The organism is Streptacidiphilus sp. MAP12-16 (assembly GCF_041262165.1).
Lineage (GTDB): Bacteria > Actinomycetota > Actinomycetes > Streptomycetales > Streptomycetaceae > Streptacidiphilus.
Genome location: NZ_JBGCBY010000017.1, coordinates 138,491 through 156,227 on the forward strand (window position 1 = coordinate 138,491; position 17,737 = coordinate 156,227).

Annotated in this window: 14 protein-coding genes; 10 read left to right on the top strand and 4 right to left on the bottom strand. The window is 69.9% G+C overall.

What is annotated here, in order from left to right:
- Positions 1 to 56: 56 nt before the first annotated feature.
- On the top strand, positions 57 to 659 hold the full coding sequence (locus ABIA33_RS22820; RefSeq protein ID WP_370084226.1) for an ATP/GTP-binding protein: 603 nt from the start codon (positions 57 to 59) through the stop codon (positions 657 to 659).
- Here ABIA33_RS22820 and ABIA33_RS22825 read toward each other — a convergent pair.
- Both ABIA33_RS22825 and ABIA33_RS22830 read right to left on the bottom strand, forming a co-directional pair.
- On the bottom strand, positions 640 to 2,403 hold the full coding sequence (locus ABIA33_RS22825) for a hypothetical protein (protein WP_370084227.1): 1,764 nt from the start codon (positions 2,401 to 2,403) through the stop codon (positions 640 to 642). The two genes, ABIA33_RS22820 and ABIA33_RS22825, sit on opposite strands and share 20 nt — an antisense overlap.
- A 255-nt stretch (positions 2,404 to 2,658) precedes the next feature.
- Positions 2,659 to 3,561: an SMP-30/gluconolactonase/LRE family protein gene (locus tag ABIA33_RS22830; RefSeq protein ID WP_370084228.1), complete on the bottom strand. Its 903-nt coding sequence runs from the start codon at positions 3,559 to 3,561 to the stop codon at positions 2,659 to 2,661.
- Between the two features lie 175 nt (positions 3,562 to 3,736).
- Between ABIA33_RS22830 and ABIA33_RS22835 the strand changes: the two genes are divergently transcribed.
- Positions 3,737 to 4,474 carry a hypothetical protein gene (locus ABIA33_RS22835; protein ID WP_370084229.1) on the top strand — a complete coding sequence of 246 codons (738 nt, stop codon included), beginning with the start codon at positions 3,737 to 3,739 and terminating at the stop codon, positions 4,472 to 4,474.
- Positions 4,475 to 4,550: 76 nt separating this feature from the next.
- Here ABIA33_RS22835 and ABIA33_RS22840 read toward each other — a convergent pair whose 3' ends face one another.
- A complete protein-coding gene (locus ABIA33_RS22840; RefSeq protein WP_370084230.1) occupies positions 4,551 to 6,080 on the bottom strand; it encodes a helix-turn-helix domain-containing protein in 1,530 nt (509 codons plus the stop codon).
- A 127-nt stretch (positions 6,081 to 6,207) separates the two neighbouring features.
- On the opposite strand from ABIA33_RS22840, the gene ABIA33_RS22845 reads away from it, so the two are divergent.
- The 6 genes from ABIA33_RS22845 (at position 6,208) to ABIA33_RS22870 (ending at position 13,663) form a co-directional block, all read left to right on the top strand.
- A complete protein-coding gene (locus ABIA33_RS22845; protein WP_370084231.1) occupies positions 6,208 to 7,221 on the top strand; it encodes a LacI family DNA-binding transcriptional regulator in 1,014 nt (337 codons plus the stop codon).
- A 198-nt stretch (positions 7,222 to 7,419) separates the two neighbouring features.
- The gene (locus ABIA33_RS22850; RefSeq protein ID WP_370084232.1) at positions 7,420 to 8,820 is read left to right on the top strand and encodes an ABC transporter substrate-binding protein; all 1,401 of its coding nucleotides are present in this window, start codon (positions 7,420 to 7,422) and stop codon (positions 8,818 to 8,820) included.
- Between the two features lie 91 nt (positions 8,821 to 8,911).
- Positions 8,912 to 9,847 (top strand): carbohydrate ABC transporter permease, encoded by a 936-nt coding sequence (locus tag ABIA33_RS22855; RefSeq protein ID WP_370084233.1) that lies wholly within the window; start codon positions 8,912 to 8,914, stop codon positions 9,845 to 9,847.
- An 8-nt stretch (positions 9,848 to 9,855) separates the two neighbouring features.
- Entirely contained in the window at positions 9,856 to 10,749 is an 894-nt protein-coding gene (locus ABIA33_RS22860) for a carbohydrate ABC transporter permease (protein ID WP_370084234.1), read from the top strand.
- 44 nt (positions 10,750 to 10,793) lie between these two features.
- Positions 10,794 to 12,440, top strand: a complete 1,647-nt coding sequence (locus ABIA33_RS22865; protein ID WP_370084235.1) for a glycoside hydrolase family 13 protein — start codon at positions 10,794 to 10,796, stop codon at positions 12,438 to 12,440.
- A 293-nt stretch (positions 12,441 to 12,733) separates the two neighbouring features.
- Complete coding sequence (locus ABIA33_RS22870) at positions 12,734 to 13,663, top strand: carbohydrate kinase family protein (RefSeq protein ID WP_370084236.1); 930 nt, start codon at positions 12,734 to 12,736, stop codon at positions 13,661 to 13,663.
- Positions 13,664 to 13,730: 67 nt separating this feature from the next.
- Here the strand turns inward: ABIA33_RS22870 and ABIA33_RS22875 are convergent, their stop codons facing one another.
- Entirely contained in the window at positions 13,731 to 14,960 is a 1,230-nt protein-coding gene (locus ABIA33_RS22875; RefSeq protein WP_370084237.1) for a homogentisate 1,2-dioxygenase, read from the bottom strand.
- A gap of 336 nt (positions 14,961 to 15,296) precedes the next feature.
- Here ABIA33_RS22875 and ABIA33_RS22880 point away from each other — a divergent pair, with 336 nt between their 5' ends.
- The gene (locus ABIA33_RS22880; protein ID WP_370084238.1) at positions 15,297 to 16,583 is read left to right on the top strand and encodes an extracellular solute-binding protein; all 1,287 of its coding nucleotides are present in this window, start codon (positions 15,297 to 15,299) and stop codon (positions 16,581 to 16,583) included.
- A 147-nt stretch (positions 16,584 to 16,730) separates the two neighbouring features.
- Complete coding sequence (locus tag ABIA33_RS22885; RefSeq protein ID WP_370084239.1) at positions 16,731 to 17,729, top strand: carbohydrate ABC transporter permease; 999 nt, start codon at positions 16,731 to 16,733, stop codon at positions 17,727 to 17,729.
- Positions 17,730 to 17,737: the final 8 nt, after the last annotated feature.

Consider the following 17,737-nt stretch of genomic DNA (forward strand, 5'->3'; position numbering starts at 1 on the left):
CGCCCCTTGGCCCGTCCCTGCCCGTAGCCTGGGCACGGCCGCCTAGGATGGCGCGCGTGGAGTCCATAGCCCCCTTCAACACGGCCCAGACCGCCCCCGTTGCGCTCAAGATCCTTGTCGCGGGCGGGTTCGGCGTCGGCAAGACCACGCTGGTCGGCGCGGTCAGTGAGATCCGCCCGCTGCGGACCGAGGAGCGGCTCAGCGAGGCAGGGCGGCCGGTGGACCCCACCGACGGCGTGGAGGGCAAGACCACGACGACCGTCGCCATGGACTTCGGCCGGATCGACATCCGGGACGGCCTGGCCGTCTACCTCTTCGGGACGCCGGGGCAGGACCGGTTCTGGTTCGTCTGGGACGAGTTGGCGGTCGGCGCGCTGGGTGCGGTGGTGCTCGCCGACACCCGGCGCCTCGACGACTGCTTCCCCTCGGTGGACTACTTCGAGCGACGCGGCATCCCCTTTGTGGTGGCGGTCAACTGCTTTGAGGGCGCGCGCGCCTACCCGCTGGACCAGGTGCGCGCTGCCCTCGACCTGGACAAGGGGATCCCGCTGCTGGAGTGCGACGCCCGGGCCAGGGAGTCGGCCAAGGAGGTCCTCGTCGCCGTGGTGGAACTGGCGGCCGGCGAGGAGGTTGGACGCCCTACGGCGTCGCGGACTTGACCGACAGGCTCTTGACCGGCAGCGCGGTGCTGGTCAGCGTCTGCGGGTTGTCGGACACGACGCGCAGGTAGGTGCTGCCCTTGGTGTTGAGGGTCAGCGGATTCCCCTGGCGGGTGAGCACGTAGCTGCCGGACTGCTGCGGCGCCAGCGTCCGCGGCCCCGAGGTCACCGTCCAACCGAAGTCCAGCCAGGCGTTGTTGCTCGTGGCGAAGGCCGGCGTGAGCGGGCTGGCGGAGACGTTGCGCAGCGAGACGTCGATCTGCTCGATGGTGGGGCTGCCCTGCGCGGGTGTCCCGGTGCGCAGCCCACTGATCCGCAGCGCCAGCGGCACCGGCGCGAGGACCGCGGCGAGGAGGCAGGCGACTGCCGGCAGCGCCAGCAGCACGGGGACTGCCCGCAGCACTCGGCGGTCCAGCAGCAGACGGGGGCGCCACTGCCAGGCGCGGCTGAAGTCGTCGTGGTCGCAGGTCGCGTAGGCAGTCAGCCAGATCGGGGCGAGCAGCACGAAGTAGGTCTCGGTGGAGCGCGTAGAGAGGTAGAAGGCGAGCCACGGCAGCAGGACCAGGGCCGGCGCCAAGCGCTGCGGGAACAGCAGGAAGGCGACGAAGGTCGCGACGAGCAGCGCGGCACCCGCCGCCGAGTACATTCCGAGGTCTCCGCTGCCGCCGGTCAGGTAGTAGCTGATGTCCACGGGCCCGAGGCCCTGCGGGCTGGCGTGCTGGGTGAGGACGGAGAACAGCCCGGTGGCCCAGGCCCGCCCGTCGCGGATCGCGAACGGGAGGCTGAGCAGCAGGAAGGTGCCGAGTGCCAGCGCGGCGTACCGTGCGGTCACCAGCAGTGCGCTCCGCCAGGGGAGTTCGCCGCGCCGCAGCAGCAGGATGCCCGCGAGCAGGAACGGGACGAGAAACCAGGTGAGTTGGTGCGCGGAGGCGGCGAAGCCCAGGCACACCGCGCCGAGCACCCCGCTGCGGCCGAGTACCCCGCCCGAGCCGGTCCTGGTCCAGCGGTGGACCGCGACTGCCAGGAACGGCAGGGTGAGGAAGATGGGGTAGCCGTTACGGGCATAGAAGAAGACCCAGGTGAAGCCAAAGCACATCAGGGTCGCCGCCGGGCGGAGCGGGGCCGGCAGCAGGCGGAACATCACAACGGCGGTCAGCACCAGTGCGCCGAGGCTCATGAGTCCGGCGACCGGCACCCAGGCCGGCATCCACGACGCGAACGGCGCGGCCAGCAGCACGCTCAGCGGCGGGTATCCGAAGCTGTCGGCGATGCCGCCGTTCATCAGCGGGGTCGTGCCCACCTGGAACTGTGCCGCGAAGCCGGGCCAGTGCATCCCGTAGACATGGCCGCCACTCGCGAACGACCGTGCGGCGAGGGTGATCAGCGGTCCCTCGTCGTCGCCGTACGGCTTGAAGTGGTGCCCGGCGCTCCCGGCGACGTACACCGCCAGCCGGACCAGCGCCACGAGCAGCACCAGGACGTCCACCCGGACCAGGTCCCGCTGCCGCCGTACGGTCAGGGTCAGCACGGCGAGCACCAGCATCGCCCCGTACAGCAGGACCAGCGTGGTCACCAGGTAGCGGTTGCCCAGGGCCTGGGACCGGAGCTGCTCGGCGGTGCCTTGGAACAGGGCCAGCAGGGCGAGCAGGCTCAGTCCGCGATGGAGGTACGACGGCCGAGGGTCCTGCGGCGGGTCCTGGGGCGTCGTGGTGCTGCCCGTCCGGGCGGCGGGGGTGAGTGTCATCCGTGCGCGCGTCTTCCGAGAGAAGGCGGAAACTGGGACTCCGGACACCACACGCTAGACCACCCGGGTAAGACCGACCGGCAAATGGAGGGTGGAAGAAGGAGCGGGTCGAGGGCCGAGTCCAGGCGGTGCCGACGAAGGAGCCATGGCGGAGCCCTGGCGACTGAGGAGAAGCCGTCTGGGCGAGAGCCGTCGGCCCGCGACGCCGCCCTCCATGTGCCGGTCGGTCTAGGACCGACCGGCACATGGGGAGCATCAGTGGCCGGGATCACCTGGTGTCGTGGGGCCTGACCAGGCCTGCGCGGGGCGGCCGGTGGCGAGCCCCCGGTAGCGGAACAGCGACCCCGCGCCGGGGTCCACGCCGGGGTCCGCCCGGGGTCCGCGCCCCCCGGCCGTGGTGACGTACAGCGTGTCGAGGCCGGGGCCGCCGAAGGCGCAGCTGGTCACCCGCGACGTGGGCAGTTCGACGGTCTCCAGCAGCTTCCCCTCGGGGGACAGGCAGCGGACGGCGGAGCCGCCCCAGAAGGCCACCCAGAGGTTGCCCTCGGCGTCCAGGGTCATCCCGTCCGGGTCGCCGCCGAGATCGGAGACGTCGAGCGCGCGTACCGGTTCCGCGAGCGGGCCGTGCTCGGGATAGGCGTAGAGCTCGATGCGGCGGGTGGGCGAGTCGATGTGCCAGAGCAGGTCGGGCTCGGGCCAGTCGAGTCCGTTGGGGATGAGCATGCCCTCACGCAGGGTCAGTACCCGTGGGGTACCGTCACGGTCGTACTCGAGGCGGTACAGCGGGCCCGGCGCGCGCGGCTCCGCGGACTCCATCGTCCCGGCGACCATACGCCCGTACGGGTCGACCTTGCCGTCGTTCATCCGGCGTCCGGGCCGGTCGGTCTCGACCTCCGCGACGGTCTCCAGGGCACCGCTGCCGGTGTCGAGCAGTGCGAATCCGTCCTCGACCGCGAGCAGGACCTTTCCGTCCCGGTACGGCGCGAGCGTACCCGGGCGCGTCCCCAACTCCAGCACGCCGACCCGGTCCTGGTCCTGGTCCAGCCAGCGGACCTGACGGTCCTCGATGCCGATCCAGTAGAGGCGTCGGTTCGGGCCGTCCCACACCACGCCCTCACCCAGGGCGAGGCGGCAGTCGTCGACGAGTTCCAGCGGCATGACGCTCCTTCGGCTTCGTGGGCCCACAATAGTTCTTCACGGGATCGGCACATCCGGGGGGGCGAGGGGGGCGGTGACCAGAGCGGTGGCGGATGTCACACCAGAGCCGTGCCCACGGGCCCGGACCCCCCGTGCGTCGCGGCCCCGGGTCCACTGGCGGTACGGCCTGGGCTTCGTGGGACTGCTGGTCAGCGTGGCGGCACTGGTGGCCGTGGGTCAGGTCGCGGGCTGGGTCGGGGACCCGCAGGCCGGTGCGCGGGCCAGTGCGGCGGCGGACTCGCGGGCGGCCGACCTGCAGGCGACGCTGCGCCGGCTGCCTTCGGGCGGCGGTCCGGCGGACGGGGGCGTGGACGAGGCGGCCTTCGACCGGATCGTCCGCGACGAGGACGGCACGGTGGTCTCCGTCGCCTACGGCCCCGGCGGCACCGACCTCCTCAGCTGGCACGGGGTCGAGCTGACCGTGCGGCTGCTCGGGTCGACTACCGGCGGGGCGCTGAACGGGCGTCACCTGACGGTGCTCCATCGCTGCTACCGCTACAGCTGGTCGGGCTCGCCGGCTCGGGCGGAGGTGCGGTCGGTCGACTGCCCCACCGACCCCTCCACCGTCTCGGACAGCGACTGGGCCGCGGCGGTCGGCCTGGTCACCCGGTTGGCGGAGCTGCCGGTCGCCGAGCAGGACGTCCCGGCGACGTCGACCGGCGTGGCGCGCCTGCTGGCCGAGGTGGGGCTGCCGCCCGGGACCGGGTGGGATGCCGCCGCCGAGCAGGGTGACACGCTGTTGGCGCTCAGCCGCGCGACGTCCTGCGTCTTCGTGGACGTGCACGCGGGCAGGCTCACCTCCTGGCCTGCTCCGCAGCTGGCCGCCTGCACCGCGGCGCGGGCGTACCAGGCCGTGGTGGCGAGCCGCGCCTGAGCGCCCTGAGGGCCTGAGCGCCTGAGGGCCTCAGCCCCTGAGCGCCTGCTCGACGAGGGCGCCCCCGGTGCCGGTCTCAGATGTCGCGGAAGGTCTCGATGTGCGCGCCCACCGAGTTGAGGCGTTCGGCCAGGTCCTCGTAGCCGCGGTTGATCACGTAGACGTTGCGCAGGACGGACCTCCCCTCCGCCGCGAGCATCGCCAGCAGCACCACCACCGCCGGGCGCAGCGCGGGCGGGCACATCATCTCCGCCGCCCGCCAGCGGGTCGGTCCCTGCACCCGGAGCCGGTGCGGGTCCATCAGCTGGACATCGGCACCGAGCCGGTTCAGCTCGGTCAGGTAGATCGCCCGGTTGTCGTACACCCAGTCGTGGATCAGGGTGGAACCCTGGGCCACGGCGGCGATGGCCGCGAAGAACGGCACGTTGTCGATGTTGAGGCCGGGGAAGGGCATCGGGTGGATCTTGTCGATGGGCGAGCTGAGCTTGGACGGCCGCACCAGCAGGTCGACCAGCCTGGTCCGGCCGTTGTCCGCCGGGTACTCCGCCGTGCGCTCGTGGTCCAGGCCCATCTCCTCCAGGACGGCGAGTTCGATCTCCAGGAACTCGATGGGCACCCGGCGGATCGTCAGCTCGGACGAGGTGACCACGGCTGCGGCGATCAGGCTCATCGCCTCCACCGGGTCCTCGGATGGGGAGTAGTCGACGTCGCAGTCGATCTGCGGCCTGCCGTGGACGGTCAGCGTGGTGCTGCCGACGCCCTCGACCTTCACGCCCAGCTGCTCCAGGAAGAAGCACAGGTCCTGAACCATGTAGTTGGAACTGGCGTTGCGGATGACGGTGACGCCGTCGTGCCGCGCCGCCGCGAGCAGAGCGTTCTCGGTGACCGTGTCCCCGCGCTCGGTCAGCACGATCGGCCGCTCCGGGCGGACCCGGCGGTCGACCTCGGCGTGGTAGATCCCGGTGGTGGCGGTGATCTCCAGGCCGAACCTGCGCAGCGCGTTGAGGTGCGGCTGGACGGTCCTGGTGCCCAGGTCGCAGCCGCCCGCGTAGGGGAGCCTGAAGGTATCGTGGCGGTGCATCAGCGGCCCGAGGAACATGATGACGCTGCGGGTGCGCCTGGCCGCCTCGGTGTCCATGGCGTCGAGGTCGAGCTCGGCCGGGGGGGTCAGCTCCAGGTCGCTGCCGTCGTTGATCCAGCGGGAGCGCACGCCGATGCTGCCGAGCACCTCCAGGATGCGGTAGACCTCCTCGATCCGCGCGACCCGGCGCAGCGTGGTCCGTCCGGTGGTCAGCAGCGAGGCGCAGAGCAGGGCGACGCAGGCGTTCTTGCTGGTCTTCACGTCGATGCTGCCGGACAGCCGCCGGCCGCCGATGACCCGCAGGTGCATGGGTCCGGCATAGCCCAGGGAGACGATCTCGCTGTCGAGAGCGGCACCGATTCGGGCGATCATCTCAAGGCTGATGTTCTGGTTGCCGCGCTCGATCCGGTTGACCGCACTCTGGCTGGTCTCCAGCGCTTCCGCCAATTGCGCCTGGGTCCAGCCCCGGTGCTGTCTGGCGTCACGGATGAGCTTGCCGATGCGCATGAGGTAGTCATCGATCACGGCGTGACTCTATCTCAGATGTGAGATAGCGGCCTGTGGAGGAACAGTGCGGAAGCAGGTTTTACCCTGATCGAGGGTTTGCAGGGTTCCGTAAGTGACTTACGTTGAGTGTCATACACTTGCGGTCATGACGCGACGACTTGCTGAAGTGGCGAAGAAGGTCGGGGTGAGCGAGGCGACGGTGAGTCGCGTCCTCAACGACAAGCCCGGGGTGTCCGAGAACACCCGTACGGCCGTCCTGACCGCCCTGGACGTGCTCGGCTACGAGCGGCCCACGCAGCTGCGGGGGGAGCGCTCCCGACTGGTCGGCCTGGTTCTGCCGGAGCTGCAGAACCCGATCTTCCCGGCCTTCGCCGAGGTGGTCGGCGGGGCCCTGGCCCAGCAGGGCTTCACCCCGGTGCTCTGCACGCAGACCGCCGGGGGAGTGTCCGAGGCGGACTACGTGGAGCTGCTGCTGCAGCAGCACGTCTCCGGAGTGGTCTTCTTCGGCGGCCTGTACGCCCAGGCCGACTCCCCGCACGAGCACTACGAGCGGCTGGCCCAGCGCGGGCTGCCCACCGTGCTGCTGAACGCGGCCATAGACGACCTGGACTTCCCGCAGGTGTCCTGTGACGACGCGGTCGCGGTCGAGCAGGCCATGGGCCATCTGGTGTCGCTGGGCCACCGGCGGATCGGCCTGGTGCTGGGTGCGCCGGACCACGTGCCCTCCCGGCGCAAGCTGTCGGCGGCGTTCCTGACCGCGACCCGGCTGGGGATCGAGCTGCCGGACAGCCACATCGAGCACGCGATGTTCTCGCTGGAGGGTGGCCAGGCCGCGGCGGCCCGGCTGCTGCAGCGCGGGGTCACCGGGATCATCTGCGCCAGCGACCCGATCGCCCTGGGGGCGGTGCGCGCCGTGCGGCGCAGGGGGCTGACGGTGCCGGACGACGTCTCGGTGGTGGGCTACGACGACTCCTCCTTCATGACCTGCACCGACCCGCCGCTGACGACCATCAGGCAGCCGATCGAGGCGATGGGGCGGGCCGCGGTGGACCTGCTGGCGAGCGAGATCGCCGGCGCCCGGGTCACCCACGACGAGCTGCTGTTCGAGCCCGAGCTGGTGGTCCGCGGCTCCACCGGGCCGGTGGCCGACCGAAGTTGAGCTGACGGGGCACCCGTCGGGCAGGCCAGGGGTCGGACGATCAACGTCCGACCCCTTCGTTGTGCCCTGTCGTTACAATGTCGAAATCTTGCAATATCTCGTCGACATATTGTGGTCATCTGCTGGTAGTGGTTAAGTGGCACGCGCCACACCGAGCCACCCCTCCCTGTAAAGCCCTGCCCCCAGAAGGGTCCTCAGATGACCATTGAGCGGCTGACCAGTCACCGCGTCCGCAGAACCACCTCCGTTCTCCTCGCGGCCTCCATCGGCCTCACCGCCGCAGCCTGCGGCAGCACTTCGTCCAACGGCGGCGGCAACAAGCCGGCCGCCGGCGGCGGCAAGGTGACCATCAGCATCGACTGCGCGCCGCCGACCAGTAAGCCGATCCCGCGTCAGCAGTGGTTCGACGACATCGCGTCGTTCGAGAAGGCGAACCCCAACGTCACCGTCAAGAGCATCGACACCTTCCCCTGCGAGACCCCGGCGCTGTTCACCGCCGCGCTCCAGGGAAAGACCGAGCCCAACGTCTTCTACACGTACTTCACCGACCGGCAGCAGGTGCTGAACTCCGGACAGGCCGCAGACATCACCTCGTACGTCACCCCGGCCACCGTCCCGGTCCTCAGCGACTTCCAGCCCTCGGTGCTCGACAGCCAGAAGCAGGACGGCAAGCTCTACGGGATACCCCGCAGCAACTACACCATGGGCATGATCATCAACCGGAAGCTGTTCCAGCAGGCCGGCCTCAACCCCGACAACCCGCCCACCACCTGGGCCGACGTCGAGAAGGACGCCCAGGCGATCTCCAAGCTCGGCAACGGGATCAACGGCTACGGCGACTACAGCGCCGGCAACAACGGCGGTTGGCACTTCACCGCCGAGATGTACGCCCTCGGTGGCACCATGGTCAGCGCCGACGGCAAGAAGGCCGCCTTCAACAACGACCAGGGCAAGGCGATCCTGACCAACCTGCACAAGCTGCGCTTCGCCGACAACGCCATGGGCAGCACCCAGCTCTTCAAGTGGGGCGACCTGCAGAAGCAGATGGCCGCCGGGAAGCTCGGGATGTACATCGCCGCCCCGGACGACATCACCTACATGGTGCAGACCCTCGGCGCCAAGTACGAGGACTACGGCATGGGCCCGATCCCCGGCGACGGCGGACCCGCCAAGGGCACCCTGGCCGGCGGCGACGACTACATGTTCAACGTCAAGGACACGCCCGACCAGATCAAGGCCGGGGTCGCCCTGGTCAACTACCTGTACCTGGTCATGGGTTCGGGCGTCACCTTCGACTACGCCCGGGCCAAGGCCAGCGGCCAGGCCGTCGGCATCCCGGAGCCGGAAATGTTCCAGGGCGCCACGCTGGCCAAGGACAACGCGCTCAAGGCCGCCTCCGCGACCATGCCGGTCACCAGCTTCTCACCGTTCATCAGCGCCAGCGTCCCCGGCGTCACCGAGCCCGCCAACGCCCAGGCCATCTACAAGGTCCTGGACACCGCGATGGCCTCCGCGCTCACCGACCCCAACGCCGACCCGGCCAAGCTGCTCGCCACCGCCGAGACCCAGGTCAACCAGGTTCTCGCCAACGCCCAGTAGCCGCCCCAGGAGACGAGAGCCAACGCGGGGCGACCGCCGCAACCCGGTCGCCCCGCCTCCGTTCCTCCGTCCCGGCATGTCAGGAGCCCCGATGGCGGCCATCGCCGTACTGGAGAGCAGCACCAAGCCCCAACCGCAGCGCACCCGGAGCACCTTCGTCCGCGAGCTGCGCCGCAACCTCACCGCGCACGCCTTCCTCATCGGCGCGGTGCTCAGCTTCGCCTTCTTCTCCTGGTACCCCATGGTCCGGGAGTTCATCATGAGCTTCCAGAAGACCAAGGCCGGCCACACCACCTGGGTCGGTCTGCACAACCTCGACCAGATCTCCAACGACCCCAGCTTCGGCCTCGCCTGGCGCAACACCGCCGAGTTCACGGTCCTCGCCCTGCTGCTCGGCTACGCGATGCCGTTCTTCGTCGCCATCCTGCTCAACGAGCTGCGGCACGGACGCGGTTACCTGCGCATCCTGGTCTACCTCCCGGTGATGCTGCCGCCGGTCGCCTCGCTGGTGCTGTTCCAGTACTTCTACAACCCGGACTACGGACTCTTCGACCACCTGCTGCGCATCCTGCACCTGCCGACCTCGCAGTGGCTGCAGTCCCCGTCGATGGCCATGGTGTCCGTCGTCATCGCCTCCACCTGGATGAACATGGGCAGCGCCACCCTGGTCTACCTGGCGGCGCTGCAGGGCATCCCGGGCGAGCTCTATGAGGCGGCCGAGATCGACGGGGCCGGAGTGCTGCGCAGGATCTGGCATGTGACGATCCCGCAGACCCGGCTGATCCTCTCGATGATGCTGATGCTGCAGATCGTCGCCACCATGCAGGTCTTCGTCGAGCCGTTCGTGCTCACGAACGGCGGCCAGGGCGTCAACGGCTCGGTCACCACCATCGTCTACCTGATCTACCAGTACGCCTTCAACTTCAGCAACTACGGCGCCGCGTCCGCCCTGGGGCTGCTCCTGCTCCTGGTGCTCGTCGGATTCGCCCTAATCTACCGGTGGTTGAACCGCCGCAGTGAGCAGTGAGGCCGGCCATGGCAGCAGCGACCGAGACATCGACCCGCACCCTGATCTCCCACGTCCAGCTCAACCGCCGCGGCGGCCGTGTCACCTACCGGATCGTGCTCGCGGGCACCCTGGCCGTGTTCACCCTGGTGTTCCTCGGCCCGCTCTACATGATGGTGACCGGCGGGCTGAAGTCCACCCAGGAGTCCATCCAGAACCCGCCCACGCTCTTCCCCAGCCACCTCTACCCCGGCACCTACAGCACCGCCTGGAGCGAGCTCAACCTCTCCAAGCTGCTGGTCAACACGCTGATCTACGCGTTCGGCGCGCTCGCCTTCCAGCTGGTCTTCGACATCGGCGCGGCCTACGCCCTGTCCAAGCTGCGCCCGGTGCTCGGCAACGTGATCCTCGGGGCGATGCTGGCCACGCTGATGATCCCGGCGATGGTGCTGATCGTGCCGCAGTACCTGACCGTGATCGACCTGCCGATCCTGCACCTCAACCTGCTGAACTCGCCCTGGGCGATCTGGCTGCCGTCCATCGCCAACGCCTTCAGCATCTTCCTGTTGAAACGGTTCTTCGATTCCATACCGCAGGAACTCCTGGACGCCGCCTCCATCGACGGCGCGGGCCCGTTCCGCACCCTCTGGTCCCTGGTGCTGCCCATGTCCCGGCCCATCATCGCGGTCGTCTCCATCTTCGCGCTGGTCAGCGTGTGGAAGGACTTCCTCTGGCCGCTGCTGGCCGAGCCCGACCCGACCCGGCAGACGCTCAACGCCGGGATCTACTCCCTCTCCCAGGGTGTCCCCGAGAACGTCCTCATCGCCGCGTCCGCCATCTCCGCAGTGCCCACGATCGTGTTCTTCCTGATCTTCCAACGCAACATCATGGGCGGCCTGACGGCTGGCAGCCTCAAGGGCTGATCCCGACGGCGAGTCCGCCGACGCCCCCCGCCGACCCCCGACAGATGGAGACCCCTACCGTGCACGAGCCCCAGTGGTGGCGCGGCGCCGCGATCTACCAGGTGTACGTCCGCAGCTTCGCCGACGCGGGCGGGGACGGCGTCGGTGACCTCGCCGGGGTACGCGCCCGACTGCCCTACCTCGCCGAACTCGGCGTCGACGCCCTGTGGTTCACCCCCTGGTACCCCTCGCCGATGGCCGACGGTGGCTACGACGTCGCGGACTACCGCGACATCGACCCCGCCTTCGGCACCCTCGCCGAAGCCGAGAAGCTCATCGCCGAGGCCCTCGACCTGGGCATCCGCACCATCGTCGACATCGTCCCCAACCACGTCTCGCAGGCCCATCCCTGGTTCCGCCAGGCACTGGCCGCCGCCCCCGGATCCCCCGAACGCGCACGCTTCTGGTTTCGCCCCGGACGCGGCGAGAACGGCGAACTCCCGCCCAACAACTGGCGCTCCCAGTTCGGCGGTTCGGCCTGGACCCGGAGCAGCGAACCCGACGGCACCCCGGGGGAGTGGTACCTGCACCGGTTCGCTCCCGAGCAGCCCGACCTCAACTGGGACCATCCCGAGATCCGCCGCGAACACGAGGACGTGCTGCGGTTCTGGTTCGACCGCGGCGCGGCCGGCGTGCGCATCGACTCGGCCGCCGAACTCGTCAAGGACCCCGCCCTCCCCGACTTCGACCCCGAACACCACCCGGACGGCGCGCCGCACCCCTACATCGACCGTGACGAGCTCCACGACATCTACCGCTCCTGGCGCACCATCGCCGACTCCTACGCCAAGCCCCGCGCCCTCATCGGCGAGCTCTGGCTCCCGGACCCCCAGCGCTTCGCGCAGTACCTGCGCCCCGACGAGCTGCACACCGCCTTCAACTTCGGTTTCCTCGCCTGCCCCTGGGACGCCGCCGAGCTGCGCGCCGTGATCACCACCACCCTCGCTGTGCACGCCCCCGTCGGCGCGCCCGCCACCTGGGTCCTCGCCAACCACGACATCACCCGCACCGCCACCCGCTATGGTCGCGAGCAGACCGGCTTCGACTTCGCTGCCAAGGCACACGGCATCCCCACCGACCTCGCCCTCGGCACCCGCCGCGCCCGCGCCGCCGCCCTGCTCTCGCTGGCCCTGCCCGGCTCGGTCTACCTCTACCAGGGCGAGGAACTGGCCCTGCCCGAGGTCGAGGACATCCCGGCGGACCGCATCGAGGACCCGATGTACCACCGCACCGGCGGCGCCGACCCCGGCCGCGACGGCTGCCGCGTCCCGCTGCCGTGGCACGGGGACCGGCCGCCCTACGGCTTCAGCCCGCCCGAGGCCGCCGCGGAACCATGGCTCCCCCAACCTGGCGACTGGGCCCCGCTCACCGCGGCTGCCCAGGACGGCGACCCCGGCTCGATGCTGACGCTCTACCGGCAGGCGCTGCGCATCCGTCGCGCCGAGCCCGCGCTCGGCGACGGGCCGATGGACTGGCTCGACTCGCCGCCCCGCGTCCTGGCGTTCCGACGCGGCGCCGGCTTCGCCTGCGTCGTGAACCTCTCCGACGCGCCCGTGCCGCTGCCCGAGCACGTAGCCGTGCTGCTCGCCTGCGGCCCGCTCCCCGGCGGCGTCCTACCCCCCGATACCGCGGTGTGGTTGCGGGTCACCTGACGGTCCCGCGACCACGCCGCAGGCTGCGCCGTTCCCGACGGATCGAGGGTTCCGGCGGGAACGGCGCAGCCACCCAGCCAGCCACCCAGCCAGCCACCCAGCCAGCCACCCAGCCAGCCACCCAGCCGCCCACCCCGGCCAACGGCCCGCCTCTCCGACCTCGAGGCACGGGCCTTCTGACGCACCATCCGCAGCGGTGTCGGTCGACCCCCACCGGGCCGGGACTTCCGGTCCGGCGGCGCTCATGGCAGAGTTTGCGCAAGCTTGCGGATCTTCTCCATGCGGGGGCAGCGGTGCACGAGTACGACGTCCTGGTGGTCGGCGGGGCCGGAGTCGACACCATCGTTCGAGTGGACGAGCTGGCCGTCCCTCCGGGCGACGCGGTCGTGGTCCCGCCCATCCGCGACTACGTCGCCCACACCGGCAACGGCGTGGCCTTGGGCTGCCACTTCCTGGGCCTGCGAACCAAGTTCATCGACTTCCTCGGGGACGACGCCCAGGGCGCGATGATCCTCGACGCCTACGCCCGTCACGGCCTGGACTTCAGCGCGCTGCCCGCTCCGGCCGGTACGCCCCGCAGCGTCAACCTGGTCGACCGGCAGGGCCGCCGCTTCTCCTTCTACGACGGCCGCCATCCGGCCGACCTGCGACTGCCGTCCGCGTTCTACCTGCCCTACCTGGAGCGCAGCCGCCACGTCCACCAGTCGATCGCCAACCACAACCGCGACCTCTACGACGACATCGAGCGCCTGGGCGTCACCAGCTCCACCGACCTGCACAACTGGGACGGCGTCCTTCCGCACCAGAGCACCTACGCCCACCGCTCCGACCTGGTCTTCATGAGCGCCGCCAACCTCAAGGCCGACGGCGCGCTCGCCCCGGTCATGCAGTCCGTTCTGGACCATGGCCGAGCCCGCCTCGTCGTCGCCACGGACGGTGCCGACGGCTGCCACCTGCTCACCCGGGCCGACCGGACGGTGCGTCACTTCCCGGCCGTGGAACCGGAACCGCACCGCCCGATCGTGGACAGCAACGGCGCCGGCGACGCCTTCGTCAGCGGCTTCCTGCACGCCTACTTCGCCGACCGTGACCTCGACGACTGCATCCACTCCGGGCAGGTCTCCGGTGCCTACGCCTGCGGCAGCGCGGGAACCCACACCGAGTTCATCGACGCTCCCACGCTCGAAGCCGCGACCGCCCCCAGCCGACGGCCGCCCCGGTGACCTCGCCGAAGCCGATCCGGCCGCCGTCAGGCCCCGCGCCCGGTGCGGTGGGGTACCGGAACCCAGGTCACGTCAGGTCTCCCTGCGGGCCGCGCCCGCTCCAGCTCCAGGCATAGCGGCCGTCGTCGCTAGCCCGCCCGCCCTCGGCCAGGTCCAGCGGCCGGAAGGTGTCGACCATGACCGCGAGCTCGTCGAAGAACTCCGCGCCGATGCTGCGCTCGTAGGCGCCGGGCTGCGGCCCGTGGGTGTGCCCGCCGGGGTGGAGTGAGACCGAGCCCTGGCCGATGCCGGAGCCCTTGCGGGCCTCGTAGTCGCCGCCGACGTAGAACATGACCTCGTCGCTGTCCACATTGGAGTGGTAGTAGGGCACGGGGATGGACAGCGGGTGGTAGTCGACCTTCCGCGGCACGAAGTTGCAGATCACGAAGTTGTTGCCCTCGAAGACCTGGTGCGCGGGCGGCGGCTGGTGGACTCGTCCGGTGATCGGCTCGTAGTCGCTGATGTTGAAGGCGTAGGGGTACAGGCAGCCGTCCCAGCCGACCACGTCGAAGGGGTGTTCGGGGACGGTGAACACGGTGCCGCCGACGCCGCCGCCTCCGGAAGCAGTGGAGACCCGGTGCTTGACGTAGATCTCGACGTCTCCCGCGCCCTCGTCGGCGAGCAGCGGTCCGACCGGTCCGCGCAGGTCGCGCTCGCAGAACGGCGCGTGCTCCAGCAGTTGCCCGTACTTGGAGAGGTAGCGCTTCGCCGGGGTGATGTGGCTGTTGGCCTCGATCGCGTAGAGCCGCAGCGGGGCGTCGCCGGTCGGCAGCCAGCGGTGGGTGGTGGCCCTGGGCACGATGACGTAGTCGCCGTCGCCCACCTCGATGCTGCCGAAGACGGTCTCCAGCACGCCCGTGCCGGACTCCACGTAGACGCACTCGTCCCCTATGCCGTTGCGGTACAGCGGCGAGGGCACGCCGGCGGCCACGTAGGCGATGCGGACGTCGGCGTTGCCGAGGACGACCCTCCGGTCGCGGACCGGGTCGGCGTGGCGCCAGCTCTCACCGGGGAACAGGTCGTGCAGCCGGAAGTGGTACGGCTTGAGCGGGTGGTTGGGCTCGGGCTTGTCCTCGGGGAGCTGCCAGACCCGGCTGTCCACCAGCGCGGACGGCAGATGCCGGTGGTAGAGCAGCGAGGAGTCCGAGAAGAAGCCCTCCTCGCCCATCAGTTCCTCGAAGTAGAGGCCCCCGTCCGGTCGACGGTGCTGGGTGTGCCTCTTCGGGGGGACCGTGCCCGCGCTGCGGTAGTACGCCACCTTCGCCTCCTGAGCGACTCTGGCCAGGACTTTCACCCCGGTAGGAGTGATGAAGCCATCCCATTGCGGATACCCCGCCGCTGTCAAGGAAGGGCCGTCCGGGAACCGCTGCGCCGGCACACCCCTGGTCAAGGAGCCGAACGGCAACGCTGTGGACACGCGGATGTAACGATCACCCGAGCTTTCAGAAACTTGCTGCAAGGACTTTCCATTCCGCTCACGCCGCTGTTACGTTCCTCCCCAAGCCCGACGGCAGCAACGGTGCGTCGGCTCGGGGAGGCTCCGTGCCAGGTGCCGACCCACCCACTCGGGCATCCACCCTCCAAGGAGTTCACAATGCGTCGTGGCATTGCGGCAGCCGTTCTGGCGGCAGCGATAGCGGTTTCTGCAAGCGCTTGCGGGAGTAGCGGCGGAAGCACCAGCTCGGGTGCCAAGGCTAGCGGTCCGGTCACCATCACCTGGTGGGACACCTCCGACGCCACCAACGAGGCGCCGACCTACCAGGCCCTGGTCGCCGACTTCGAGAAGGCCAACCCGGACATCACGGTCAAGTACGTCAACGTCCCCTTCGCTGACGCGCAGACCAAGTTCCAGACCGCCGCCGGCAGCAAGGGCGCGCCGGACGTGCTGCGCTCCGACGTGGGCTGGACTCCTGGCTTCGCCAAGGCCGGCTACCTGGTCCCGCTGGACGGCACTCCCGCAGCCGCGGACACCAGCACCTTCGAGAAGCAGCTGGTCACCCAGGCCACCTTCCAGGGCAAGCTCTACGGCGTGCCGCTGGTCACCGACACCCTGGGCCTGATGTACAACAAGTCGCTGTTCACCAAGGCCGGCATCGCCAAGGCCCCCACCACCTGGGACGAGCTCAAGGCCGACGCCGCTCTGCTCAAGCAGAAGGCCGGCGTCGACGGATTCGACTTCAACGCCGCCTCCTACTACGCGATGCCGTTCCTCTACGGCGAGAGCACCGACATGGTGGACGCCGCCGGGCAGAAGATCACCATCAACTCGCCGGCCGCGGTCAAGGGCATCGATACCCTCAAGGGCGTGCTCGCCAGCCCCGGCGTGACCAAGCTCGACACCACGGCCAACGCCTACGCGAACATGATGGACAAGTTCAACAGCGGCAAGGTCGCGATGATCATCCAGGGTCCGTGGGAGACCACCAACGTCTACAAGGGCGCGGCCTTCTCCGACAAGACCAACCTGGGCATCGCCGCGGTCCCGGCCGGCTCCACGGGCAAGTCCGGCGCCCCCATCGGCGGCCACAACCTGGTCGCCTACGCCGGCTCCGACGCCGCCCACCAGGCAGCCTCGGAGAAGTTCATCGCCTTCATGACCTCGGCCCAGTCGCAGACCACCATCGCGACCAAGAACGCCACCCTGCCGACCCGCAGCGACGCCTACACCCCCGCCGTCACCGCCAACCCCGGCATCGCGGGCTTCCAGACCATCCTGACCGCCGGCGTCCCGCGCCCGGCGCTGGCCGAGTACAGCTCCATCTACGGCCTCTTCAACACCGAGCTGCTCAAGATCCTGGCGAACCAGGAGAGCACCCAGACCGGCCTGAACAACGCCTCTATCGCGACCAAGAAGCTGCTCCCGAGCTTCGCCACCCAGTGATCCGCCGCCCGACGGGCCGTCCCCTCCGGGACGGCCCGTCGGGCGCAGCCGGGTGAACCGCCCACGTCGAAGAGCCGTAGACCCAGTGCCGCAGGGCCCGAGCGCCGCAGGGCCCGAGAGCCGCAGAGCCGAAGAGGTGTCAGACCGATGACCGTCGCCGTCCAGGGCAGAGCCCGCAAGGAGCGCCGCGACCGCGAACCCCGGCCGGGGCTGGTGGCCCGGCTGCGGCGCTCGTACGACCAGCACTGGTACGCCTGGGTGATGTGCGCCCCGGTCGTCGTTGTGCTCGGCGCCCTGGTGGGCTACCCCCTGGTCCAGGGTGTACTGCTGACCTTCACCAACGCCAACAGCCTCAACGTGGGCCGCACCATCGGCGTCAACCACATCCCCGACAGCTTCAGCTGGATCGGCCTGAAGAACTACGTCGACCTGCTGAGCGGCCCCGACAACCAGTTCTGGCCGCACTTCGTCTGGACCATCGTCTGGACCGTCGTCTGCGTCACCCTGACCGTCGGCACGGGTCTCGGCCTGGCCGTCCTGATGAACCGCCGGATGCGCGGCCGCACCCTCTACCGGCTGCTGCTGATCCTGCCCTGGGCCGTGCCGACCTTCGTCACCATCTTCTCCTGGCGGCTGCTGCTCAGCGACGGCGGCGCCGTCAACAGCCTGCTGGGGGCGCTGCACCTGGGACACCCCAGCTGGCTGAGTGACCCGTTCTGGCAGAAGGTCGCCGCGATCCTGGTCAACACCTGGTGCGGCGTGCCGTTCATGATGCTCTCCTTCCTCGGCGGCCTGCAGTCCATCCCCAGCGAGCTCTACGAGGCAGCGGAGATGGACGGTGCGACCCCCTGGCAGCGGTTCACCAACGTCACCCTGCCGGGGCTGCGCCCGGTCAGCAGCACGGTGATCCTGCTGGGGATCATCTGGACCTTCAACCAGTTCAATGTGATCTTCCTGTTGTTCGGTGCCGGCAGCAGCGACAGCGTGCAGATCCTGATCACCTACGCCTACCAGCTGTTCTTCGGCCAGATGCCGCAGGACTACGCGAGTTCGGCCGCGGTCGGCATCCTCTGCCTCTCCCTGCTGGTGGTCTTCACCGCCTTCTACCGCCGCTGGCTGGCCCGCAACGAGGTGACGACGGCGTGAGCACCCGA